The sequence below is a fragment of the Bacillus sp. NPDC057893 genome (assembly GCF_042796455.1).
In the GTDB taxonomy this organism is placed as follows: Bacteria; Bacillota; Bacilli; order Bacillales; family Bacillaceae_G; genus Bacillus_A.
This window is the reverse complement of sequence record NZ_JBHVNG010000006.1, coordinates 63,238-87,919: the sequence shown is the minus strand read 5'-3', so window position 1 is coordinate 87,919 and position 24,682 is coordinate 63,238. Positions and strand designations below refer to the sequence as shown.

Genomic DNA, 24,682 nt, shown 5'->3' with positions numbered 1-24,682 from the left:
ATCAGTGAGGGTTTTGTGCATCCCCACTGATTATTAGCCCTCACCAATCAGGCGTTTACGGCGGCTCCCACAAATAGCGGGATAAAAAAGAGCACAAACTCACTTGTGCTCTTTTTTATATACTTCAAACAACATATTTCTAAATAATGTATTCAAACTCTCAATATCAATCCCTAATCCCTTTTCAATCCCTTTTACGTATTGCTGGTAGTAATCAATTTGTTCTTCTAAAAATTGATTTAGCACCTCAATTTTCAATCCAATATCCAATTCAGTACCTGCTTTTTTCTTTATTAACAACTTTTCAATTTCATCTAATACACTACGTTCTAATGACAATTCTGTAATCAATCTATCAAATTCTACAGGAGGCAAAGTCGATTTCTCCTCTAACCATTTACAAGCTAAAATAGGACGTAATACATAAAAATACTTTTTCAGTTTTACATTCTCACCTTGCAAAAATTCACGATAATTTTTTGAAGCCATATGTAAGTAATGATATATCGTTGCTTTTGGATCAAAATTCTTTTCGCTCATTTGCTGAAGCTGTTCTGGAAAATTAGAGTTTTTCGAATAAAAAATTGGTGATCGAATCCACTCAAGTAAAGCCGGATTTGACTTTGCAAATAGTTGCAATGCCTTTTTAATATCCCAGCCACTTATATCTAAATCATCACTAATTGGATACTCGATTACATCACGTTTATCATGAATTGATAAATACCATTCTACTGGATGTATATAAACAAACCTAACATCATAATCACTATCTTTCGATGGAAATCCCCAAGCACGACTCCCTGATTCTACAGCAAATAAAATTTTTACATCATTCTCTTTTTCAATTCTTTCTAGTTCTAATTCAATTTTCTCTCTCATTTCATACCCTCCCCATTTTTTGATCATTTCCCTGGAAATTCGACAAATATAAGACTAATTTTACCAGATACTAAAATAGCTGTCAGAAAATTCCCGACAGCCTAACAAAACACCTATTTTTTCTTTTCAATTACAGTAACTGCAATTCGTTCAATCTCTTTTTGGATTTCTTCTTTATATGCATCGACTTTTGAAAAATCCATAGCGGCAATATAAATTCGTTCTAATTTATCACGAACTGATTTTGCCTTTGCTAAGAAAGACATCGCCTCATTCATTTTTGCTTTATATTGAATGGAAACGTCACGAATTTCTGTAGCATACTTCTCATCCGTCCCCGGTGTCACAATAAGGGCATACATATCTATAATTTCATCACCCACGCGACTTGGAAAATATTCATGTGGCGCAGTACTATCAAAAATTGCAAATCCTAATTCTCTTACGATAACCATATCAAGACTATTCGGGTCAAATCCGCAATGATATACTTCAACGTCAAAACCTTTTTCTTCTGCTGCCTTCGATAACTTTTTGAGCATTGTTGATTTTCCAGAGCCCGGGCGTCCTTTTATAAAATAACGATGTGGTAATCCCTCTGTTAAATTAGGAACGAAATCAACTGCTCCTTTCGGTGTAGCAGCCCCTAAGAAACGATGTTTCACAAGCGATTGTTTCCCCTTTTTATCTACAAATAACTTCTGAATCAGCTCATCTGTTAGTTCATTTGCTTTATTAAAATCGATATTATTAATATATATTTTCTCCCACTCATCATGTATAGCTAACGCCTCTTTAAAACATGCGTAAGCAGATTGAAAAGCCTTACTTGCTTCTGATACAAATCGTTCAATTTCTAACTTCTGCTTTCTTAATTTATTCGAGTCCCAGGCAACCCCTAAATTTATATACTCTTCGACAACTCCTGGCATTTTCGGCTCAATAACGTGTGGCGATGTCCCATCGACAATTCCTACATTTAACTTCGGAATAATTACACCGTCAACCGACTTATTGTCAGAAGAACAATGTAAAAATTCAATATTATATCCTTTTCCAGCCCATTCACGACCAATTGCTTTTATTAAAGAAGACTTCCCTGTTCCTGGACCGCCTTTTAAAATAAACAACCTATCTAGCCCTTTTAAACTCTCTTCATACAAGCTATAAAATCCTCTAGCTGTATTTCCACCAGCAAAATAGTTCAATACATTCCCTGTCACTGCACCCACCCCTTCGCAGCAGTCTACTTACATAAGCTACAATATGCGAGCAACTTTGTTTGGGTGAATACCTATTTTGTATTGCACTGAAAAAGGAAATGAATTACAATTTAAATATCTAAAAATTACAAACATTGAACTGGATATACCTTTATCAAGAGAGGCAGAGGGACCGGTCCTTTGAAGCCCAGCAACCTCAGTTTACAAAAACTGAATAGGTGCTAATTCCTGCAAAATGCTTTGCATTTTGGAAGATAAAGCTTAGCTACTGTATGTAAAGCTCATCTTTCTTGATTATGGAAGATGAGCTTTTTATTATTTTAAAACATATATTGGAGGTATTTAGAATGAAAGTAATTGACCTATCACAAACGTTTGAAAACAATATGTCTCAATTTCCTGGAACGCCTAAAATCCAACTAGAAGCAATTACAAGTGTTGAAGAAACAGGATATCAAGTTACAGATTTTCATTCTGTCGTTCATGTTGGCACTCATTGCGATGCCCCTGCACATTTCATCTCTGGTGCAACAACAATTGATAAATTACCTCTCGACCAATTTGTAGGCGAAGCAGTTCTAATCGATGTAACACATGTTCAAGGGCGAAAATTACCTAAGGAAGTATTAAATAATACCGACATAAAGGAAGGAGATATTGTTATTTTCCATTCCAATTTATCTAATAAATGGAACACAGAAGCTTATGCGAAAGAAGCATTTTATCTTTCTGAAGAATTAGCTGAAGAACTAGTTAATTTAAAAATAAAATCTGTCGGTTTAGATTTCATTTCTCCTGATGAGGTAACGACAGAAACATCACCTATTCATCACATATTGCTAGGGAATAACATTTATTTAATTGAAAACTTAACAAACCTAGATGCCATTAAAACGAAGCGTTTCTTTTTCTCAGCAGCACCTTTAAAAATTAAAAATAGTGATGGTGCTTTCGCAAGAGCATTTGCCGTTATTTTTTAAAATAAGAACTACTTGAGGACAACAAAAAAGCAAAGATCACTTTTGACCTTTGCTTCTATATTTTTTATTTAAATTAAGAAAGAATTGTTCCACCCGCGGACGTACCCAAGCTAAATAATCTTTATCTTTCTTCTTTGTACAAGCTATCTCTTCTCCATCTACCATTCCGACAAGTTCTAGCTCTAACAGTTGCCTCGTGAATGCTAACATATTTACTTCCTCAGCCGGATACTCTTCTTTTAATTTCTCCTCAATTTCTCCCAATAAAAAACCGTCACGCATCATTGCTAGTGCATCAATCCAAAGTGGCGGCATTTCATATTTTTCTCCTGTAATCGTATCTTTTACAATATAATTCTTTTGCTCTTTTCGAAATTGAATCGTGTGTAAACATACAGTCGAATTTAATGTTAATTCCATCATACCACCCCTTTCATCATATCTGCATAGGAAAAAGGATGCGCGTGCACCCCTTCTTTTCTTTTCATAACACTACCGAACCGTTACACGAGCTCAAAGCTTCATGTCGATATTTCCCTCCATTATAAACGAAGTGTTTTATAAAAAAAACCCTTCTTGAAACATTTTATAAAATGTTTATATTTACACAACAAGAGCACTTTTCTGAAAAATAATTTCTTCTAATGCACTACACTGTTGGTAAATAGATTTCCACTTTCGTTCCTACGCCCATACTACTTTGAATTACCATACTCCCTTGATGTTCTTCAATAATTTTATATGTAATCATTAACCCAAGACCTGTACCATTCTCCTTTGTTGTATAGAATGACTTTCCAATTTTTTCTATTTTCTCATTCTCTATACCAAAACCTTGATCTTCGACAGAAATACACAAATTATCTCCAGCTTTTTTGAATACACAAATATGAATGTCTCCACCTTCTGGCATCGATTCGATTCCATTTTTGATAATGTTTAACAACACTTGCTTCAATTGCTTATCATCGCCATTTATATCGGGTAAATTTCCATCTACTTGCAAGTGGAATTTCACTTTATATTGAGCCGCATAACTTTCCATTAACTGCACAACATATAAAAGGATTTCTCGTATATTACACCATTCATACTTAATTGGTTTTGGTTTTCCTAATAACATCAATTCACTAACAAACCCGTTAATTCTTTCAATTTCTTGTAACATAATGTCATAGCTCATCGTATCAGCAGGGTTTCTTTCTTTTTGCATTTGCGTAAACCCTTTTAAAGCTGTTAATGGATTTCGAATTTCGTGAGCAATTGTTGTAGACATTGTACCAATAACAGCTAAATTTTCCGTCTCTTTCATATTGTTCATCATTTCAACAACGGTTCTTACATAAGATTGAAATCGTTTTAACAAAGAATGTGAAATAATGAAATAGAATATACATAAAACAAGCGGAATCACAACTTTTAAATCTTTTAATATCAATGTAAAAAGTACGTACTTTCCAATTACACTAAAGGAAACTAAATAAAAATATTTTCTGTTCACGAAAACCGGTGCAAATAAAATTAATAACATTTCTACCATACTGCCATGTTCAAAAGCCCTATCCGTTCGCAAATAAATCATTAAATTATTAATAAGGTTGATAAACATGTACCCAAATAAAAATAAATATTTTACAGAATATACATAGCCTCTTTTTTGGAGATATATCGAAATAGGAAATAATGCTATTACAAATATATATACACCTATCCCAAGGCTACCTTTTGGCCACCCTACCTCTGTCCCATTAATATTCATAGCGGGATATACAAAATAATATATAGCGTCATATAAAAAGAATATAATATAGAATAATAATATAAATACCTTTAAAGCTTTTCTTTCTTCATAAATCAAGCTCTTGTATTTGTTCATATAAAAAACTCCTCTTGATCGATACAAAAAAACATTTCCACTGTTATCTCTTTAAATTATAAGTATGAAATTGCTTTCAGGGCAATATGTAACCTTATAATACTAAAAGGAAGAAAATCTCTCCTTCCTTTTTGGTCACAACTTATATCCATCTTACTCTATCGTGTAGCAGTCCATCCGTAAAATTTTTTTGCCCTATTACAAAATCCTTCATATATAATTTTAAATATTCGCCGTACTTACCTTCTGTATTTAATAATAATTCCTCGACATAATAAGCCCCTTGTCCAAAGTGATCTAAAAGTAAACTGCACAAGCCTGCATAAATTCCACACCCTACTTGGAAGTAAGTTGCATTCGTTTTATATTTATGAAAAACTTGGCTGCTATTCATCACATTATACATATATGTCTCGCTATTTTCATAAACGAGTAACACACCAACTAGATCCTCTCCCGCAACCTCTTCTTCCGCTGGATTAAATACTTTACGATTCCAGTTCCATAAATCTTCTACTTTATCTAAGTTCTGTCTAATTATATTTGTCGTATACTCATTAATTCGATAAAGAAAACCAACTTCCATATTGAAGTTTTTTCCTAAAATTAAAACTTCCTCATGCGGCATTAAACAACCATAAAACTCTTTTTCTCCCAACTTCACTTTATACTCTGAAGCATATACATCCTCATAAAAGTAAAGTGGACGATGATGGCTCATATACATAGGATAACTCCATATCGCTTCATCAAGAAAACGCTCTACTGCCCATGATGCATAAAGTGTATGAGGTTTTATTAGCCCTTTATCACCCAAAAATGAATTATCATGTTCTACAATATAGCATGCTCGCGGCTTTTCATTTGGACGTTCTTTCATAAGTTCAACAACCATCCATTGAACAACACCCGGATTCATACCTGAGCCTATAATCGCTCTTGTATTTGTAAATGTTTCTTTCTCCTTCTCAAACCTCGTATACCTTTCCGTAAGCTGAAAACCAAGTAAACTATCGTCCTGATCTACCGCCTCATTTTCCAAAGCCGAATTAATGTAACAAATGCCAAGGTCATTACAACAACTCAGTACCCTAATCGTATCTGTCCCTGAAACATCAATAACAACCTTCGTTCTTTTTTCTTTTAAATGTTGTTTAAATTTGACTACATCTTGAAGGTTTATTTCATATAAAAAAAATTGCTCTTTCAGATTTGGAAACAACTCATCATAATAACTTTTATCTTTTTATTTTATATCCACCAAATGGAAGTTCATATTTTTTATCACTTCATAAATTGGATCTTTTTCATTTACTACCGCTTGATTCAAAATTGCTAACACTGCTTTTGCTGCTCCACCAGCACTGCCAAGCAATGTAATCGAAAACGAATTTGGAAACTGCTCCACAAACAAAACCCCTTTAATAAAGTAGTTGAGCAGCACTTCCTCAAAAAGTGAATTGAATACACCAAAAGGTAGCTCGTACATCTTTTTTATAATTTCGTACAAGATTACCTCTTTATAAGTAAAAACAGTAACATACTTATATATTCAATTCACTTTCCCCCTCATATCCAAATAGCGATAAACAAATAGGCTCGACCTTTTCTTCCGCATATATAAAAGAAAAAGCCAGCCCTTTAAACTAGCCTACGGACAATGGACAGATTTTACATGTTGAAGATTTACATACATTTTTGCATCTCGGGCCTTTAATATTTCAATATGTCCTTCATCAATCTTCGCCATTTTGCCAATTTTATTGGATTCCTCGCCTAAATCGAATACCATAATTTTTCCAGACAATTTAATAAGTTGTTCTTCAAACGTTCGAGCTAACGTAATATTTAACGGATTTACGGGGAGTTCATTTTTATTGAGGGAATAAGGCACTTGGTTTTCTTTATACGGAATTAACCATTTCAAGTGCTTTAAAGATATATATACAGTTTTATAAACTGGACTATAAAAAACAATATAATCATTCATTACACTTGTAACATAACCATGTATTGGAGCATTTCCTGCCACATAAATTTCTGTGAAAATCCCTTTAGATGTGATTAATACTTTTCTCAAAGAAATTGAAGGGGATTCCCTCTTAATTACAGAATCCACATCTGGTTTTAATATTTCTTCATCATGCTCTCTTAAAAATTTATAATATTGGATATGGTATAAAGATATATATACATAGTCTTGTCCATTGTAGAGAACAACAATATCATTTCCTACATCAATTAATACACCTTTAAATCTTTTTTCACCGATTAATTTAACGTATATATTTTCCCCAATGTTCTTGTTTAACTCATTCATCTATATCCTCCTTTCTATAAATTTTTACTTTCCTATTTTCTATTTCTAAAAAAATAATCAGGGGCAATGTTCTGTCTTAATAGTAAGGACTTCCTTTTCATACTATCCGAAATAAGAAATCGTTCTTCACTTTCCATCATAATGCCCCTCTTATTTATTAAACATTATTCATCTTCATTCTTTTTACATTTAACTACTTGATTCACACTCTTAATATGATAAATAATCACGTAAATGACTTCATCACCATTTACTAGCGTAATGCATTCATCATGTACTTCACTTAATAAACCTTCCACACACTCTGGTCCACCACGATTAACCTTTATCCACTTATACTTCAGGTCTTTTAATACATCTAAAAAAGTATCTTCCTCAGAATAGAAACATGAACCATAGTAATCGTCACATTTTGTTTCTTTCACTTTCTTGACTAGACTCTTCACATGTTTCAACTGATAATATACTACTTCTCCATGAGGTAATTGTAGTGTAAGGTAATCTTTCCCCAACGATAAAAGTACACCTACTCGACTTTCCGGCCCGCGCAGATTTACCTTTACATTTTCACCGACTAAACCTTTAATTTGATCACAGCATAATAGACTCTCCAATTTCATATCCTCCTTTCTTATTATCTTCCTCTTCTTGATTGTCTTTGTGCACGAGCTCGACTTGAATCATTGCTACTTTCATCACTTTTCTCATCGCTCTCTCCACATACTGATTCGTTATAACTAACACTTTTAATATGAGCTAGTGCAATTAATATAACTTCCTCTTTTATAATTAACGTTACATAATCACAAGAAACGTCTTGTAAAATGCCTTCAACTTTCTCTGGACCACCACGATTAATTTTTACCCAGCGGTATTTGAAGCTTTGAAGTAGCTTTTCAAAATCTTCTGCACAGTCATATTCCAACCAGCCACAATCATCTGTTACACAATCTTTCGTATTCTTTGTAATACTTTTCAGATGGCGAAGCTGATAGTAATAGCGCTCTCCTTTTTCATTCTTTAATACGAAGTAGTCCGTACATACTGATACTATTGTTCCTTTTTGAGATTCTGGTCCACCTCTGTTTACTCTTACATAAGATCCAATTAAATCTTTCAAAAAATCACAATGAAGTAAACTCACGAGAAAACCCCTTCCATTAATTTATAAGCTTTTGCACTGATAGTATATGTATCTGTACAGGTTACGTTCTCTATGTTTGTCCCAGCTATGAAAAAATATGCTTTTAACATGTAGTACTCATGCCTACAAAATTCTCTTCCATTCAACTAAGTCACGAGATTCCAATGATTTTTTATACAAAAAAATCCCGTATTAAGATACATTCCTGCATATCTTAATACGGGATCTTTTCATAAGTTTAATCTTCGTCTTTAACATCCATATCTTCTGGAATTGGTTCGTTTAATATTTCTTCCACTAACTGCTTATATTTCTCCATTTGTTCTAAATGTGTATTAAACTGTTCCTTGTTTATTAAATATTGCTCTCCATCAAACAGTGCACGAACTTTCTTTTGCTGAATTAAGTCTTCAACATACGATTTTGGTAATTTCAAATACTCCGCAGCCTCTTCTATCGTTATATACAATGTGTTCATTCCTTTATTGTTTTTTCATATATATACTGTATCTTACTTTATTTTTGTAAACAAATAAAAAAGATTTTGTAAATGCGAATCAAAAAGCAGGTAGATGCATTCCATATATTGTATAATAGTATAGTAAGTATTTTTTTAAATATAGAATGGTATTACCCATTTACACAAAGGAGAGTTAACATATGGCTACTCGTCACATCATTACAATGTTAGAAAAAACATTACGAATTGAAACAGAAAACACAATTTCTCATCTATCTAATTCTTTATCCGATCGTATTCTTTCACAAAGTGCAGCAGTACATGAAATCAATTGCTATCATACGATTGGCGAATGGTACAAAAATCATTTCTTATTCCAACAAGATGATTTCCTTTGGGCTAAATACGTTTTCTATGACGCATATTGTGAGTCTATAAAAAAACAAGGTCATCTTACAAAACGCGTTCGCCAAATATTAGAATCATTAGCTCGAAAACACGGAAAACAATACATTGCATCTATACTAAATATGCCATTTCCTAATGAACAGGCAAAAGGGACAGCATAAACCAATCCTAGATTCATTGTTTTCTAGAGAGATTACAAATAAAACGTTCATGTCACATGAACTAATGAAACCGGTGTCATGATAATGATTGAAGATATAATAAACAGGAAAACCCCCATTTACCTCTCTCGTCCATACGAATAGAGAAGTAAATGGGGGTATACTTGTTCCTTTATCCCGCTATTTGTGGGCGGTAAGACTCCCACCTCAAAATTCAGCGAATGCGAGGGCGTTAGGTGGGAGCCGGGCTGCCCGTAAAAGCCCGATTGGTGAAGGCTAATAATCAGTGGGGGGATGGACACCCCCCACTGATTAAAGTTTCACTTTATGATTTCATTATCTGCTTAATTAACTCTCGATTTCTCTTCTTAAATACTTCATTATGAGAAGAAACCATTCCGTACTCACTTGCATCGGGTTGAATAAATTGTTTCGCTTTATTCACAGCGTTTCCAGCATCTTGGAATGCTCCTGCAATTAAATGTAATTTCCCTTCATGCTTTAAAATATCTCCCGCGGCATATAATCCATCTACCGAAGACTCACTATTTGCATTCCCTGCGATAAAGTAATTATCCACAATTGCGACATCTAGCTCACTATTTTCCAATAATGTAATGTCACGTTCATATCCATGATTAATAATAACTTCTTCAACAGGTAAATGAGAAACCTCTCCAGTTTCATGATTTGTTAATTCTACATGTTCAATCGCTTCATGGTTATCACCGGCAATTAATTTTGTAATCGATGTATTAAAGAAACATTCCGCTGAACTGTTCATAAGTTGTTTTACTTGTGCTTCATGACCAGATAATTCTTCTTTTCGATATGTTAAATAAACTTTTTTCGCGATTGGTTCTAATTCATTCGCCCAATCAATTGCAGAGTTCCCTCCGCCTGAAATAATTACCGTTTTATCTTTGAAACGTTTTAACGATTTAACTGTATAATTTAAATTTGAGACTTCGAATCTCTCCGCACCCTCAATTGATAACTTTTGTGGATTCAATATACCACTCCCAGTTGCGACAATCACTGTTTTGGAAAAATGTTCTTCCCCAGAGCTTGCTGTTAACGTAAAAATGCCATCCTGATTACGAATAATTGATTCTATTTTTGTATTCAATACAACTTCAGGCTGAAATGTTAATCCTTGTTGTACAAGTTTCTCAATTAATTTCTCACCAGTAACCGGTAATAATCCGCCAATATCCCAAATCATTTTCTCCGGATAAACATGTATTTTTCCACCTAACTGTGGTTGAAATTCTATTATTTTCGTTTTCATCTCTCTTAGTCCACTATAAAAAGCTGAATAAAGACCCGCAGGCCCTCCGCCTATCACGGTTACATCAAACAATTCTTCTTGATTCATTCGTGTTCACCCCTCAGCTACTAATAATTGATTATCATTCTCAATAAAATATAACTTGTTTTTATAAATTTTACAATCAAAATCACTATTGACAATACCCCTATATAAAATTATAGTATTTAAAGAATCAATAGTGATAATCATTATCAATTTGTTAATTATTAGCAACTGTGAGATTACATCTTCTTCTATTACTATGGTGAATACTATATGGTAAAATCTCAAATTCAAGATTATTAATAAGACTTTTGTATTACCACTAACTTTTCAAAAGGTTAAAGCTAAACAATTTATTGTATATCACATATCATCTATCAAAAGGAGAAAGACGATGAAAAAATTATTTATTTCACTAACAGTTCTGTTCGTCCTTGTTATGAGTGCTTGTAGCAATGGTTCAACAGACAAGAAGAACGACGCAAAAGGTAAAAAATCAGAAACAATTACATACCAATCAGAAAATGGTAAAGTAGAAGTTCCAGCAAATCCACAACGTGTTGTTGTCCTATCATCATTCGCTGGTAACGTAATGTCATTAGGTGTAAACCTTGTTGGGGTAGACTCATGGTCTAAACAAAACCCACGTTTCGATAGCAAACTGAAGAATGTCGCTGAAGTATCAGATGAGAATGTTGAAAAAATTGCTGAATTAAATCCAGATTTAATCATTGGGTTATCAAATATTAAAAATGTTGATAAGTTAAAGAAAATCGCTCCTACTGTAACATACACTTACGGAAAAGTTGATTACTTAACACAACACTTAGAGATCGGTAAATTATTAAATAAAGAAAAAGAAGCAAAAACTTGGGTTGATGATTTCAAGAAACGCGCACAAACAGCTGGAAAAGACATTAAAGCGAAGATCGGTGAAGATGCAACAGTTTCTGTTGTTGAAAACTTCAACAAACAGCTTTACGTATACGGCGAAAACTGGGGCCGTGGAACAGAAATTCTTTACCAAGAAATGAAATTAAAAATGCCTGAAAAAGTAAAAGAAAAAGCTTTAAAAGAAGGATACTACGCATTATCTACTGAGGTATTGCCTGAGTTTGCTGGTGATTACTTAATCGTAAGTAAAAACAAAGATACTGATAACTCATTCCAAGAGACAGAATCATATAAAAACATTCCAGCAGTAAAAAATAATCGTGTATATGAAGCAAACATGATGGAATTCTATTTCAATGATCCACTTACATTAGATTTCCAACTAGACTTCTTCAAGAAGAGCTTTCTTGGTCAATAATACAAACATGAGGAATTCTTAATTTAAGAATTCCTCTTCCTTTATTCTATGAAAAGAAAAGATGTGAAACGAATGAAAAAAGAGCAAGACAACCTACGTTCCAATGCTTTTACATACAAATTAATTTTGAGTATCATTGCATTCTTTCTTATTTTTATGTTTGCAATGGTGTTAGGTGCTGCAGATACTTCTATAAAAGACGTATGGTTAGCACTTACTTCCTCTGCTAAAGGAGATAAGCTATCCATCCTTCGTGAAATACGTTTACCACGTGAAGTTGCTGCTATTTTTGTAGGAGCTGGACTCGCTGTTTCTGGTGCAATTATGCAAGGATTAACACGAAATCCACTTGCTGACCCGGGATTACTAGGCTTAACTGGTGGCGCAAATGCTGCACTTGCACTAACACTTGCCTTCAATCCTTCTATAAGCTACCTTTACTTAACACTAGCTTGCTTTATCGGTGCTGCAATTGGCGCTATTATGGTATTCGGAATTGGCATGGTGAAAAAGGGCGGACTTTCCCCTCTTCGAATTGTATTAGCTGGTGCTGCTGTTTCAGCATTTCTACTTGCGATCTCAGAAGGTGTTGGCATTTACTTTAAAATTTCACAAGATGTATCAATGTGGACGGCTGGGGGCGTAATTGGAACGAGTTGGAGCCAATTAAAAATTATTATTCCGGTTATTTCAATAAGTATATTTATCGCTATCTTACTTGCAAAGAAATTGACAGTTCTTAGTTTCAGTGAAGAAGTTGCCGTTGGACTCGGTCAAAAAATTATCGTTATTAAAACGATTTTATTTATCATTATTATCTTGCTTGCTGGTGCTTCTGTAGCACTTGTCGGAAACATGGCATTTATCGGACTTATGGTACCCCATATGGTTCGTCCAATCGTTGGACCAGACTACCGTTTTGTTATACCAATGTCAGCGATCGCTGGTGCTTCCTTTATGCTGCTCGCAGATACAATCGGACGTACAATTAACGCTCCGTATGAAACGCCAGTTGCTGCAATCGTCGCAATTGTAGGATTACCATTCTTCCTATTCATTGTACGTAAAGGAGGAAGAACTTTCTCATGATGCAATCTATTCTAAAGAAACAACGCCTTATCATACTTGCATTACTTATACTTACCATCACAACAATTGTAATTGGAATGGGACTCGGTTCTGCCGCTCTCTCCTATGACAGATTAATCCCAACACTTATGGGACAAGGTACATTTAAAGAAGAATTCGTTTTATATTCTTTAAGACTACCTAGAATTGTCATTACATTATTAGCCGGTATGGCACTCGCTTTATCTGGTGCTATCCTGCAAGGTATTACACGTAACGATTTAGCTGAACCTGGCATTCTTGGAATCAACGCTGGAGCTGGTGTTGCAGTTTCCATTTTCTTTTTATATTTTCCAATTGACGTAGGTTCTTTTCTTTACTTACTACCAGTCGTTGGGTTTATCGGTGCTTTCCTTACTGCTGTTCTAATTTACGTATTTTCGTATAGTAAATCAACAGGACTTCAGCCAATACGATTAACCTTAACCGGTATCGGGTTTTCATTTGCACTATCTGGAATGATGATTGTTCTTATTTCATCAGCAGATCGTATGAAAGTCGACTTTATTGCAAAATGGATAGCCGGAAACATTTGGGGAGATGACTGGATCTTCGTTTACGCAATGCTTCCATGGTTAATCGTATTAATCCCATTTGTTTTCTATAAAGCAAATCGATTAAACATTCTAGCATTAAACGAACCGGTCGCAATTGGTGTCGGCATTGAAATTGAAAAAGAACGAAGATACTTATTAATTGCAGCCGTTGCACTTGCTGCTGCAGCTGTTTCCGTAACAGGAGGAATTAGCTTTATCGGACTTATGGCTCCTCATATCGCAAAATCTTTAGTAGGTCCAAGGCATCAAATATTCATGCCTATCGCTGTTTTAATTGGTGGATGGCTATTACTATTTGCAGACACAATCGGACGAAATATCGTTGAACCTAACGGTATTCCCGCTGGTATTGTCGTTGCTTTAATTGGTGCACCTTACTTTATGTATTTGTTACTTAAGAAAGCGTAAAGAAACACCCTCAAGAGCGAAATCTTGAGGGTGTTTTTTGCTTTCTACTGCTGCCCATACCCTTCAAACTTCTTCGCCAAATTCTCCATCTCGTCTTCTGGCAATAATTTCGGTTCCCCAACACTTTTCGTTTGATAATAAATTTGAGCACAAAACTCAATCTCTTCTGCAATAGTAAACGCCATTTTTATATTATTCGCTCCAGCCATTAAACCATGATTCGCAAGTAACACTGCACGACGATCAATCATTCCTTCAAAAGCAGCCTCTGCTAATTGCTTTGTACCAAATGTTTCATACGGTGCACAGCGGACATTCGGGCCTGCAAAAGCAATTAAATATGACACAGCAGGAAGTTCCCATCCTAATGATGCGATTGTCTTCGCATAAGGAGAATGTGTATGCACAAGCGCATTTATATCTTCACGATTTCTATAATAGATAAGATGCATATCTAATTCACTTGAGGGGTTTCTCTCTCCCTCTATCACTTCACCATCTAAATTCAATATAACTACATCTTCAAGCGTTGTTTCATAATAATCTAAACCGCTTGGGCTAATTGCAACAAGACCTTGTTCACGATTAAAAATACTAATATTACCGCCAGTCCCCTTTGTTAAACCACTAAAAATCATTTTCTTTCCGTACGCTACAATTTCTTCTCTTTCTTTTTGCAGTAACATATACATCCCCCTAAGTATGAAGCTTATGATGACTATTTTTCTAAAAAACTATCTACTTATTGAAATAGCTTTTTTAAATTCTCCGTAAACGGTGCTTTCACAATTCCTTTTTCCGTAATAATCGCTGTTACATTGTCAGATGGCGTGACATCAAATGCCGGATTGTATACTTTACTTCCTTGCGGAGCAGAGTATTGTCCGAAACGATTGATCACTTCAGAAGCATCTCTTTCTTCAATCGGAATTTCTTTTCCTGTCAGTGTTTTCAAATCAATTGTCGGCGTTGGTGCTGCTACATAAAACGGAATGTTATAATATTTAGCTAAGATCGAAACACCTAATGTTCCAATTTTATTTGCTACATCCCCGTTTGCTGCTACACGATCACATCCAACGATTACTGCATCAATTTTCCCTTGTGACATGACCATTGCTGCCATATTATCTGTAATGACCGTTACATCAATTCCCGCTCGCTGCAGCTCTAATGCTGTTAACGTTGAACCTTGTAATCTAGGGCGTGTTTCATCCGAATAGATTTTTAAGTCCCATCCTTTTTCTTTCGCTAAGTACATTGGAGCTGTCGCAGTACCATACTTAGTCGTTGCTAACGCACCTGCATTACAATGCGTTAATACCCCCATGCCATCATGGAATAATGTTAATGCATGTTCTCCAATTTGACGGTTAATTTCTTCATCTTCTCTATGAATCTCTTTTGCTTCTTCTAATAATCTATCTTTCAACTGCGCAATTGATAAGTGAGCATTCTCTTTCGCTACACTTTCCATTCTTTCAAGCGCCCAAAATAAATTTACTGCCGTCGGTCTTGATGTCGCTAAGTATGCACATACCTTTTTTACTTCCGCTATGAATTCTTCCGCCGAACTTTTCGCAACTTCCTTTACTCCTAAATACACACCGTAGGCTGCTGAAACACCTATTGCCGGTGCTCCTCGTACTTTCATTACTTGAATCGCATCCCACACACCCTCAGCCGTTTTAAAAGATTCATAGACTAATTCGTTTGGTAATACCGTTTGATCCAATAACACTAAAGCATCATCTTTCCACTGAATTGGTATTAATTGCTCTGCCATCATCTTCTCCCCTTATTTCGCACTATGCATTGACTGTTTTTTTAACTTTTCTACAAAGCTGCTACCTGTTTTATATTGATTCGCTTGTAAAATAAACTTCTTCGCTACTTGAAGACAAATTCGCTCCGCTCTTGCACGCGCTGCGTCATTCTCAATACAAGTCATATCCTTTACCTTCGCTAGACCAACAATACGACGAATTAACTCAAGGCCTGTCACTGCAGCTGTATCCTCTAATACAGATTGTAAATAAACTCGGTTAAAGCCTTCTTCCTTCGCCATAATCTCTGTCACATGAATATCCCAAGCATCTAAAAACTTCTTCTTAAATAAATCAATTACATCTATCATGGTAGATTCTATCCAGTTCATATATGTATCTTTCTCAATACCAGATTGCATCACTGCATCTGCATTCACCCATGCAAACATTAAATTTGCCATTATATTCCCAACGTCATATCCCATAGGTCCATAAAAAGCAAATTCAGGATCAATAACCTTTGTAGAATCACTTTTTACAAAAACAGAACCAGTATGTAAATCACCGTGAAGTAGCGCTTGTGCATTCGTCATAAACGAAAACTTAAGTTTTGCTACTTCCATACGAAGTTCCTTATCGCTATATATATTCTCTCTAATCCAACCTTCATTTAATTGAAACAATTCGTTGCGTTTATTATGATTTGTGAATGGCTCTGAATATACGAGGTCCTCTGTAATCTCGCATAACTCAGGATTTATATAATTTTTCACGAGTTCCTTCTTCTCTTTATGATTCATTACAACATCTGATGTTAATAGAAGAGTATTTACCATAAAGGTAGTTAAATCGTCAGCAAGACTTGGAAATATTTGATGATTCATGAGTGCTGTACGCAATATTGTGTGATCTGATAAATCTTCCATCACGCAACAATTCATCACACTATCAAACAAATAAACCTTTGGAACAAGCCCCGATGCTAACTCCTCCTCTAACTGCAAAACATCTGATTCAATACGAATACGATTCGTCGACAACTTAAACTCATCTGAAATACGCGCTGTATCCCCAGCTTGCTTTACAATGACAGAAATATTCTCTTTTTCATCCCAAACACGGAACACATAATTTAAATTGCCATCTCCTATTTCTTTACACTTTAACCCCTTTGCGTGTTCGAACTTAGATAGCTTCTCTTGCACATATGTCATCACATCTTTAGCTTCCATTAAAAAATACTTCGTGAACTTAGACATGGCTTCCCCTCCACACTAATTGTAAGCGTTTTCTAAAAGCTATAAAAAAAATAATAGGGTGAAATTTTTTATCCTACAACTAATGTCTTCTTTTTGAAAGATGTATCTAGATTTTATTATAGCTCGTTAAAGATGGGAGTCAATGCTTCCATTTCCCTAGTTTATTCTCTATAACTAAAGGAAAACTTTAATCCATCGAGGGTTTGTCTATCCCTATTGATTATTAACTCGCACCAATTGGGCCTCTACAGTCAGCCGGCTCCGCCCTAACTTCTTTATTTTCCATTCGAACTTCGATGTGGGAATCTTATTGTCCATAAATTGCGGGATAAGTGTTAAAAATTACGAATTTCATAACACATTGACACGTTAAATTCATATATCTAAAATATAAAATTTAAATACTAAGAATTTTATTATATATTATTGAAGAAGAGGTGATTACCCCATGTGGAAACAAGCCATTGGTTGGCTTCTCATCACTGTGATGATGCTTTTAATTATAAATATTAACTTTCGAGATAGTGATACAAATCTCATTCAAAAACGTGCACAAAATGGTACGCTTAATTTAAGTGATCTTCCTTCAAATGCGAAAATATTATCTTTAGCAGGCGAATGGAAATTCACCCCAAATGAATTTGTAAATTCGAACGAATTTCAAGACCAAGCTCCAAACCAACTCGTACCAGGACAGTGGGAATCCAAAGCACAATATGGTGCTTATCAATTAAAGATCTTGCTACCTAAGCATTTTTCTGAAGTTGGTTTTCGAATTCGAAATATTTGGTCAGCCCATACTATTTATGTAAACGACGAAAAAGTTTCTGAAGTAGGCCAGATCGGAAAATCAAAAGAAAATACAAAACCTGAAAACCCATCATATGAAATTTATTTAACACCGAAAACAAAAGAGCTACTCATAACAATTCAAGTTTCAAATTTTTATAATGTACGGGGAGGTATAATTTTCCCAATCGATTTCGGTGATGCTAAAGCGATGCGAGAAGACGTAGCGGAAGATACAAATATTGAATGGACAGCAGTTTCCATATTATTAGTTTTTAGTATTTTTCATCTCACTATCTTCTTGCTACGTAAAAAAGATGATGGCTTTTTTTATAGTGGTTGTTATTTCCTAAGCCTTGCACTAATTGTTATGACACGTGGGGAGCGTATATTACTTCGCGCTGTTCCTAATATCCCTTTTGAAATTTATTTTCGATTACAAGACTCTATTACATTTTTTAGTGCAATTTTATTACCATTGTTTATTTCAAAAACTATGCCTACTATTATAAATAAAAAACAAATGCTTTTATTATTTTCGCCTTTCTTTATTTATAGTGTAAGCATAATCTTATTTCCAGCTCGATCTCTATCTAATCTACAAACACTATTCTTTTTTTATATGAATATAATGTTGTTGTGGATTATCCTAAGAATGACTCAGCTAATCATACAAAAAAAGTGGATTATTAATAAAAATGAAATTTTAATTTTTATCCTTATGTTACTTACTCTATTTATGTTTCTCTTTAGCGGCACACTAGAACAACTTTTTGCATCAGGTCGTAATATATTTAATCGCTTTGGACTAATAGGTTTCATTATTATGATGAATGTCTTTTTAGGCACACGTTTTATTAATCGTACCGAAGAAGCTGAGCACTTATCGAAAAAATTAGAAGCTATTCATTTAACAAAAGATTCTTTTTTAAAAGTAACGACCCAAGAATTAAAAAATCCTTTATACCATGCAATTAATTTAATTAAATCTGTAAAATCTAATGATAAAAAAGAAAAGCATTCTAATGAGTTACATCTACTGGAACAACTTACGGAACGTTTACTATATCTTACTAATGATTTACAGGATTTCACAAAAATTAAATTTCATGATTATTCTTTTGTAGGAAAATCAACAAATATAAAAATGGTTGTGAATCACGTTTATAAATTAATGGAACTACCCCTCTCAAGAAAAAACATTATGTATCAAGAATACATACCGAAGAATTTGCATGGACTAGTAGACGAAGATCGATTAACACAAGTACTTTATCGTATTTTAGAAGAATGTTGTTACTATGCAGTAAGTGGAAAAATTGTTATTGATACTCAACATATAGGAGAAAATATTCATTTAACCTTTAAAGCTACTAGAGGTTCTAATTTTACGTATGAAGAAGCTCATACTGAAGTTGGATTATTAATAAGTAAAGAACTGCTAGAACGCATGAATGGGCAGTTACAAATTGAATACTATAAAACTTCTATTCTATTTAAAATAAAAGTTCCTTTTTATGAATATAAAGAAATACCTACTATTTTAAAGGAACGACATGGTTTTAAAGAAGTTTCCCAAGTAAATACTAGCCATCAACCAAAAATTTTAATTGTAGATGATGATGTCATACATACAGAGGTACTAAAATCTTTACTATCCGAAAAATACAATATTAACATTGTCCATTCAGCTCAAGAAGCTATTTTCTTGCTAGAAAAAACTAAAGATTTCTCGCTTCTTATTATAGATGAAACTCTTCCCGAAATTGGAGGAATTGAGTTGGCCAAACATATACGCAAAAAAACATCCATATTAGAATTACCTATTCTAATGTTAAGTTCAAAAGATTATCCAACTCATGTAGATAATATATTTGCAAGTGGAATAACCGATTACTTAGTTAAACCTTGTACAAAACAAGTACTATTAGCTAGACTGCATACTATTTTCCAAACAAGAGAAGCCATACTGCAAGCATTCGAAAATGAAATGGCCTTTCTACAGGCCCAAATCAAACCACACTTCTTATATAATGCAATGAGTAATATTATTTCATTCTGTTATACAGATAGTGAACGTGCTGCACATCTCCTAACGATGTTAAGCTCCTACTTACGCTATATCTTTGAGTCTGGAAAAGAAGCAAATTATTCTACATTACAAAAGGAACTTTCTATCATTCAAGCATATGTAGAAATAGAAAAGGCACGATTTGGCGAACGTCTTTCTTTTTCATATGAAGTTGATACCGTCCAATCTTTAGATGAAATATATATACCTAACTTACTCGTACAACCATTTGTGGAAAATGCAATACGCCACGGCCTATTTGAGAAAGAAGGAAACGGTCATGTACAAATTAATATAAAACAAATAAAACAGATTTTATTTATACAAGTAATAGATGACGGTATAGGAATGTCAGAAACAACTATACACAATTTATTAAATGGAACTCTTAAGAATCAAGGAATTGGATTTTCAAATGTTTTACGTCGTGTTCGAAAGTTTTCCAATGGAACTGTAGAGATTTATTCTATTGAAAATAAAGGAACAACTATTAATGTAACAATTCCATTAAAGGAGAGAAAGCAGTGTGGCGAATAGTAATAATAGAAGATGAAAAGCCCATTTTAGATTTACATAATCATTTATTAATAAAACATGGTGAATTTCAAGTTATTGATACTTTCCAGTCACCATTAGAGGCACTTAAAATGCTTCCTCTTTACACATTAGACGCTATTTTATTAGACATTGAAATGCCTAAAATGACAGGAATTGAACTCGCTCAAAAGTTAGTAAGTGAAGGCATTGATGTTCCGGTTATTTTCTCTACAGCTTATCCAAACTATGCTTTAGAAGCTTTTCGGGTACAAGCTCTTGATTATATTTTAAAACCGTTGACACCTAATGCTGTAAAAGATTTAGATTACCGCCTAAAAAAATATTATGGTGTTTCGAATCAACAAAGAAATTCAAACACCCTTCAAGTACAACTATACGGTAATACCTTTGTAAAAAAAGATCATCAATCGCTAAAATGGCCTACCCGTGTTACTGAAGAGCTTTTTTATTACTTCCTTCTCCATAAAGAAAAAGCTGTTTCAAAATGGCATATTATTGACGATATTTGGCCTAACATAGCGGAAAAACGTGCACTAGCAAATTTGTATAATACTATTTATCGAATACGTCAACTATTCAGTGAGCTAAATGTTCCTATCACAATCGAGCGTACAACAGATGGTTATGCAATGCATATTAACCAAACAATTCAATTTATAGAAAAGCATAATACTAACGACCTATTATTAGAGTCAAAAGGGTATTTATGGGCTTACAAACTTCAAAGCATATAACTTTAAAAAACCTGTCTCTATGTGGAGACAGGTTTTTCATTTTATAAAAAATATCTTGAGAGATTTTTGAGAGAAACGTTTGATAAATTAATTAATGGAGATAAACCATATTTAAAGTATTCCCTCATCAATGAAAATAATTTCTTAATACATATACTAAAGGAGAAGAAGATGAATACTTATAATAACCAAAATATTGTACTTACAAATATTGAATCCATTTCCGATAGAACGAATTTTAATTTATATTTACAAGAATCCAATGATTTCGATCCTAACCTAATAAAATGCACAATGTTAGAATTTATCGTCACGAAAGAAAATGTGAAAATTTATATAAAACATACGCCAAATTGTGATTCTGAAAATTACATGATCAAAGAGTATATGATTCCAAGCAAAGTATTCCATTATGTTTTCCCCACTATTCACGAAAGTAATGAAGATATATCCGTACAAATGCAATGTTTTGGTATAAATGGTGAACTACTAATTACGGAAAGACTATTTATCCATAAAAATAATCATTTAAACTCCAAGTTACGTGCATTTTTCGAAGCATTGAATAGCAATATACGTAGCGCCCTACATACATTAAAAATAAATTAAAAAATAATCCACCAAGCACCTTTACGCTTGATGGATTATTTCTTTACATTTAAATTGAGCAAAACAATCTTAGTTATTTCTTACCTCTTTACTCCTTCGCTAAATACTTTATGCTTCAATTTATGTCAAATAAAAGAACACTTAAAATAACAACACGTTTTCAAAAAGATTCCGATTCATTTTGTTTTATTTATTGCAAAATTCTTTGTACAATAAAGTAAGAAGTTACTTTTCAAATACACAATCTACTAAGAAATCTTTCCACTAATAAATTTAATTATCGTTTATACATTTCACTTTCAAATTAAAATTTACGTAGTAAAATACCTTCACCTATGACTATACTCACTCATTTAAAACTAAATTTTCTACTTCTATCACTGCTAAACTACTTCATCATCTCAATTGAGAATAAATATTAATTAAAATTACAATTACAATAAAGTGCTACATTCTCCTTGACAAAATAACCACTTCTATATGATAATTAATATCGAATTAGAATTATTATAGTTAATTAAAAAATATATTTTATGAGCAAACTAATTTCCGATGCTCAAAACCAACCTTTAGGAGGAATTTTAATATGTTATTAATCGGCACAGAAGTAAAACCGTTTAAAGCTAATGCTTACCATAATGGAGAATTTATCCAAGTTACTGACGAAAGTTTAAAAGGAAAATGGAGCGTAGTTTGTTTCTACCCAGCAGACTTCACATTCGTTTGTCCAACTGAACTTGAAGACTTACAAAACCAATACGCAACTCTAAAAGACTTAGGCGTTGAAGTATACTCTGTATCTACAGACACTCACTTCACTCACAAAGCATGGCACGATAGCTCAGAAACTATCGGCAAAATCGAATACATTATGATTGGTGACCCAACTCGCACAATCACTACAAACTTCAACGTTTTAATGGAAGAAGAAGGTCTTGCTGCTCGTGGTACATTCATCATCGATCCAGACGGCGTTATCCAATCTATGGAAATCAATGCTGACGGTATCGGCCGTGACGCAAGTATTCTTGTTAACAAGATTAAAGCAGCTCAATACGTACGTAACAACCCAGGTGAAGTTTGTCCAGCTAAATGGCAAGAGGGTTCTGCAACACTTAAACCAAGCCTTGACCTTGTAGGCAAAATCTAAGGAGTTCGATCAAAATGATACTAGATGCAGATATAAAAACACAACTATCCCAATACCTTCAGTTAATGGAGAACGATATTTTACTTAAAGTAAGCGCAGGAGACGATAACGTATCTAAAGATATGTTATCTCTAGTAGATGAATTAGCTACTATGTCATCTAAGATTACAGTAGAAAAAGTTGAACTAGAGAGAACACCAAGCTTTAGCGTAAATCGCCCTAGCGAAGACACTGGTGTCGTATTCGCTGGTATTCCATTAGGACACGAATTTACTTCATTAGTGTTAGCTTTACTACAAGTTAGTGGACGTGCTCCAAAAGTTGAACAAAAATTAATCGATCAAATCAAAAACATTCAAGGCGAATATCATTTTGAATCTTATATCAGCCTAAGTTGTCATAACTGTCCTGATGTTGTACAAGCTCTTAACGTGATGAGCGTTCTAAACTCTGGTATTACACATACTATGATTGATGGCGCTGCATTCAAAGAGGAAGTAGAAAGTAAAGACATCATGGCAGTACCAACTGTTTACCTAAACGGCGAATCTTTCGGAAGCGGTCGTATGACACTTGAAGAAATTTTAGCTAAAATGGGTAACGGTCCAGATGCATCAGAGCTTTCTGATAAAGATCCATACGATGTTCTTGTTGTTGGTGGCGGCCCAGCTGGTGCAAGTGCAGCAATTTATGCAGCACGTAAAGGCATCCGCACTGGTATCGTTGCTGAGCGCTTCGGTGGTCAAGTAATGGATACTATGGGTATTGAGAACTTCATCAGCGTGAAACGCACTGAAGGTCCTAAGCTAGTAGCAAGCCTTGAAGAGCACGTAAAAGAATACGACATCGATGTAATGAATCTACAACGTGCGAAACGTTTAGAGAAAAAAGAACTTATTGAAGTGGAACTTGAAAACGGCGCTATTCTGAAAAGTAAGAGCGTAATCGTTTCAACAGGTGCTCGCTGGCGTAATGTTGGCGTACCGGGTGAAGCTGAGTTCAAAAACAAAGGTGTAGCATACTGCCCACACTGTGACGGTCCATTATTCATCGGAAAAGATGTAGCGGTTATCGGCGGTGGTAACTCTGGTATTGAAGCAGCTATCGACTTAGCAGGTATTGTTAAGCACGTAACTGTTCTTGAATTCATGCCAGAATTAAAAGCTGATGCTGTATTACAAGAACGTCTTAACAGCTTACCTAACGTAACTGTTCTGAAAAACGTTCAAACGAAAGAAATCACTGGTACTGATAAAGTAAACGGTATTTCTTACATCGATCGTGAAACTGAAGAAGTTCATCACGTTGAATTACAAGGTGTATTCGTTCAAATCGGTCTTGTGCCAAACACAGACTGGTTAGGCGAAACAGTTGAACGCGTTCGCGGTGAAATCGTAACAGACAAGCACGGCGCTACAAACGTACCAGGAGTGTTTGGTGCAGGTGACTGTACAAATAATCCGTACAAACAAATCATCATCTCTATGGGTTCAGGTGCGAATGCAGCTTTAGGTGCATTTGATTACTTAATCCGTAACTAATTATATAGACGTGAGTTTTACAAAAGCA

General features: G+C 34.3%; 22 protein-coding genes, 1 pseudogene and 1 riboswitch. Of the genes and pseudogenes, 10 read left to right on the top strand and 13 right to left on the bottom strand.

Translation table 11 applies throughout. The annotated features are described in order from the left end of the window. Positions 1–99 precede the first annotated feature (99 nt). Positions 100–882: a nucleotidyltransferase domain-containing protein gene (locus ACFVQC_RS22945; RefSeq protein ID WP_377895590.1), complete on the bottom strand. Its 783-nt coding sequence runs from the start codon at positions 880–882 to the stop codon at positions 100–102. A gap of 113 nt (positions 883–995) precedes the next feature. Next, the gene (locus tag ACFVQC_RS22940) at positions 996–2,105 is read right to left on the bottom strand and encodes a PRK06851 family protein (RefSeq protein ID WP_377895593.1); all 1,110 of its coding nucleotides are present in this window, start codon (positions 2,103–2,105) and stop codon (positions 996–998) included. A 148-nt stretch (positions 2,106–2,253) separates the two neighbouring features. Then, a riboswitch (SAM riboswitch) is annotated at positions 2,254–2,366 on the top strand. A gap of 86 nt (positions 2,367–2,452) precedes the next feature. Between ACFVQC_RS22940 and ACFVQC_RS22935 the strand changes: the two genes are divergently transcribed. Continuing rightward, a complete protein-coding gene (locus tag ACFVQC_RS22935) occupies positions 2,453–3,085 on the top strand; it encodes a cyclase family protein (protein ID WP_377895595.1) in 633 nt (210 codons plus the stop codon). A 36-nt stretch (positions 3,086–3,121) separates the two neighbouring features. Here ACFVQC_RS22935 and ACFVQC_RS22930 read toward each other — a convergent pair whose 3' ends face one another. The 7 genes and pseudogenes from ACFVQC_RS22930 to ACFVQC_RS22900 form a co-directional block, all read right to left on the bottom strand. Further along, positions 3,122–3,505: a hypothetical protein gene (locus ACFVQC_RS22930; RefSeq protein ID WP_265623252.1), complete on the bottom strand. Its 384-nt coding sequence runs from the start codon at positions 3,503–3,505 to the stop codon at positions 3,122–3,124. A gap of 229 nt (positions 3,506–3,734) precedes the next feature. Then, positions 3,735–4,961, bottom strand: coding sequence for an ATP-binding protein (locus ACFVQC_RS22925; protein WP_377899358.1), 1,227 nt, complete (start codon positions 4,959–4,961; stop codon positions 3,735–3,737). A gap of 142 nt (positions 4,962–5,103) precedes the next feature. Then, positions 5,104–6,369 (bottom strand): annotated as a pseudogene (locus ACFVQC_RS22920) (S-adenosylmethionine decarboxylase related protein). A gap of 243 nt (positions 6,370–6,612) precedes the next feature. Beyond that, entirely contained in the window at positions 6,613–7,281 is a 669-nt protein-coding gene (locus ACFVQC_RS22915) for an LSm family protein (protein ID WP_377896038.1), read from the bottom strand. Positions 7,282–7,445: 164 nt separating this feature from the next. Beyond that, on the bottom strand, positions 7,446–7,895 hold the full coding sequence (locus ACFVQC_RS22910; RefSeq protein WP_377896039.1) for a spore coat protein: 450 nt from the start codon (positions 7,893–7,895) through the stop codon (positions 7,446–7,448). A gap of 20 nt (positions 7,896–7,915) precedes the next feature. Further along, on the bottom strand, positions 7,916–8,425 hold the full coding sequence (locus ACFVQC_RS22905; RefSeq protein WP_113938010.1) for a spore coat protein: 510 nt from the start codon (positions 8,423–8,425) through the stop codon (positions 7,916–7,918). Between the two features lie 238 nt (positions 8,426–8,663). Beyond that, positions 8,664–8,903, bottom strand: a complete 240-nt coding sequence (locus tag ACFVQC_RS22900) for a helix-turn-helix domain-containing protein (RefSeq protein ID WP_002010190.1) — start codon at positions 8,901–8,903, stop codon at positions 8,664–8,666. Positions 8,904–9,085: 182 nt separating this feature from the next. On the opposite strand from ACFVQC_RS22900, the gene ACFVQC_RS22895 reads away from it, so the two are divergent. Further along, on the top strand, positions 9,086–9,454 hold the full coding sequence (locus ACFVQC_RS22895) for a hypothetical protein (RefSeq protein WP_377896040.1): 369 nt from the start codon (positions 9,086–9,088) through the stop codon (positions 9,452–9,454). A 325-nt stretch (positions 9,455–9,779) separates the two neighbouring features. Here the strand turns inward: ACFVQC_RS22895 and ACFVQC_RS22890 are convergent, their stop codons facing one another. Continuing rightward, positions 9,780–10,832 carry an NAD(P)/FAD-dependent oxidoreductase gene (locus ACFVQC_RS22890; protein ID WP_377899357.1) on the bottom strand — a complete coding sequence of 351 codons (1,053 nt, stop codon included), beginning with the start codon at positions 10,830–10,832 and terminating at the stop codon, positions 9,780–9,782. Positions 10,833–11,163: 331 nt separating this feature from the next. Between ACFVQC_RS22890 and ACFVQC_RS22885 the strand changes: the two genes are divergently transcribed. Genes ACFVQC_RS22885 through ACFVQC_RS22875 form a run of 3 tightly spaced genes read left to right on the top strand, consistent with a single transcriptional unit; the run spans position 11,164 to position 14,174 of the window. Beyond that, positions 11,164–12,081: an iron-hydroxamate ABC transporter substrate-binding protein gene (locus tag ACFVQC_RS22885; protein ID WP_000732562.1), complete on the top strand. Its 918-nt coding sequence runs from the start codon at positions 11,164–11,166 to the stop codon at positions 12,079–12,081. 48 nt (positions 12,082–12,129) lie between these two features. Beyond that, entirely contained in the window at positions 12,130–13,170 is a 1,041-nt protein-coding gene (locus ACFVQC_RS22880; protein WP_002091286.1) for a FecCD family ABC transporter permease, read from the top strand. Further along, on the top strand, positions 13,167–14,174 hold the full coding sequence (locus tag ACFVQC_RS22875) for a FecCD family ABC transporter permease (RefSeq protein WP_377899354.1): 1,008 nt from the start codon (positions 13,167–13,169) through the stop codon (positions 14,172–14,174). The genes ACFVQC_RS22880 and ACFVQC_RS22875 overlap by 4 nt, the downstream gene beginning before the upstream one ends. Positions 14,175–14,218: 44 nt before the next feature. On the opposite strand, the gene ACFVQC_RS22870 is transcribed toward ACFVQC_RS22875, so the two are convergent. The 3 genes from ACFVQC_RS22870 to mtnK are packed head-to-tail and all read right to left on the bottom strand — an operon-like array spanning position 14,219 to position 17,202. Beyond that, positions 14,219–14,860 carry an L-fuculose-phosphate aldolase gene (locus ACFVQC_RS22870; RefSeq protein ID WP_377899353.1) on the bottom strand — a complete coding sequence of 214 codons (642 nt, stop codon included), beginning with the start codon at positions 14,858–14,860 and terminating at the stop codon, positions 14,219–14,221. A gap of 56 nt (positions 14,861–14,916) precedes the next feature. Beyond that, positions 14,917–15,960, bottom strand: coding sequence for an S-methyl-5-thioribose-1-phosphate isomerase (gene mtnA / locus ACFVQC_RS22865; protein WP_377899352.1), 1,044 nt, complete (start codon positions 15,958–15,960; stop codon positions 14,917–14,919). Positions 15,961–15,972: 12 nt separating this feature from the next. Further along, positions 15,973–17,202 carry an S-methyl-5-thioribose kinase gene (mtnK, locus tag ACFVQC_RS22860; RefSeq protein WP_377899350.1) on the bottom strand — a complete coding sequence of 410 codons (1,230 nt, stop codon included), beginning with the start codon at positions 17,200–17,202 and terminating at the stop codon, positions 15,973–15,975. 448 nt (positions 17,203–17,650) lie between these two features. Here mtnK and ACFVQC_RS22855 point away from each other — a divergent pair, with 448 nt between their 5' ends. The 5 genes from ACFVQC_RS22855 (at position 17,651) to ahpF (ending at position 24,654) form a co-directional block, all read left to right on the top strand. After that, positions 17,651–20,599, top strand: coding sequence for a histidine kinase (locus ACFVQC_RS22855; RefSeq protein ID WP_377899349.1), 2,949 nt, complete (start codon positions 17,651–17,653; stop codon positions 20,597–20,599). After that, on the top strand, positions 20,587–21,354 hold the full coding sequence (locus tag ACFVQC_RS22850) for a response regulator (RefSeq protein ID WP_016096990.1): 768 nt from the start codon (positions 20,587–20,589) through the stop codon (positions 21,352–21,354). Before ACFVQC_RS22855 ends, ACFVQC_RS22850 begins: the two co-directional genes overlap by 13 nt. 171 nt (positions 21,355–21,525) lie before the next feature. Next, complete coding sequence (locus ACFVQC_RS22845; protein ID WP_016096989.1) at positions 21,526–21,963, top strand: DUF3978 family protein; 438 nt, start codon at positions 21,526–21,528, stop codon at positions 21,961–21,963. Between the two features lie 586 nt (positions 21,964–22,549). Then, entirely contained in the window at positions 22,550–23,113 is a 564-nt protein-coding gene (gene ahpC, locus ACFVQC_RS22840) for an alkyl hydroperoxide reductase subunit C (protein WP_000924420.1), read from the top strand. A gap of 14 nt (positions 23,114–23,127) precedes the next feature. Beyond that, positions 23,128–24,654: an alkyl hydroperoxide reductase subunit F gene (ahpF, locus tag ACFVQC_RS22835; RefSeq protein ID WP_377899348.1), complete on the top strand. Its 1,527-nt coding sequence runs from the start codon at positions 23,128–23,130 to the stop codon at positions 24,652–24,654. Positions 24,655–24,682: the final 28 nt, after the last annotated feature.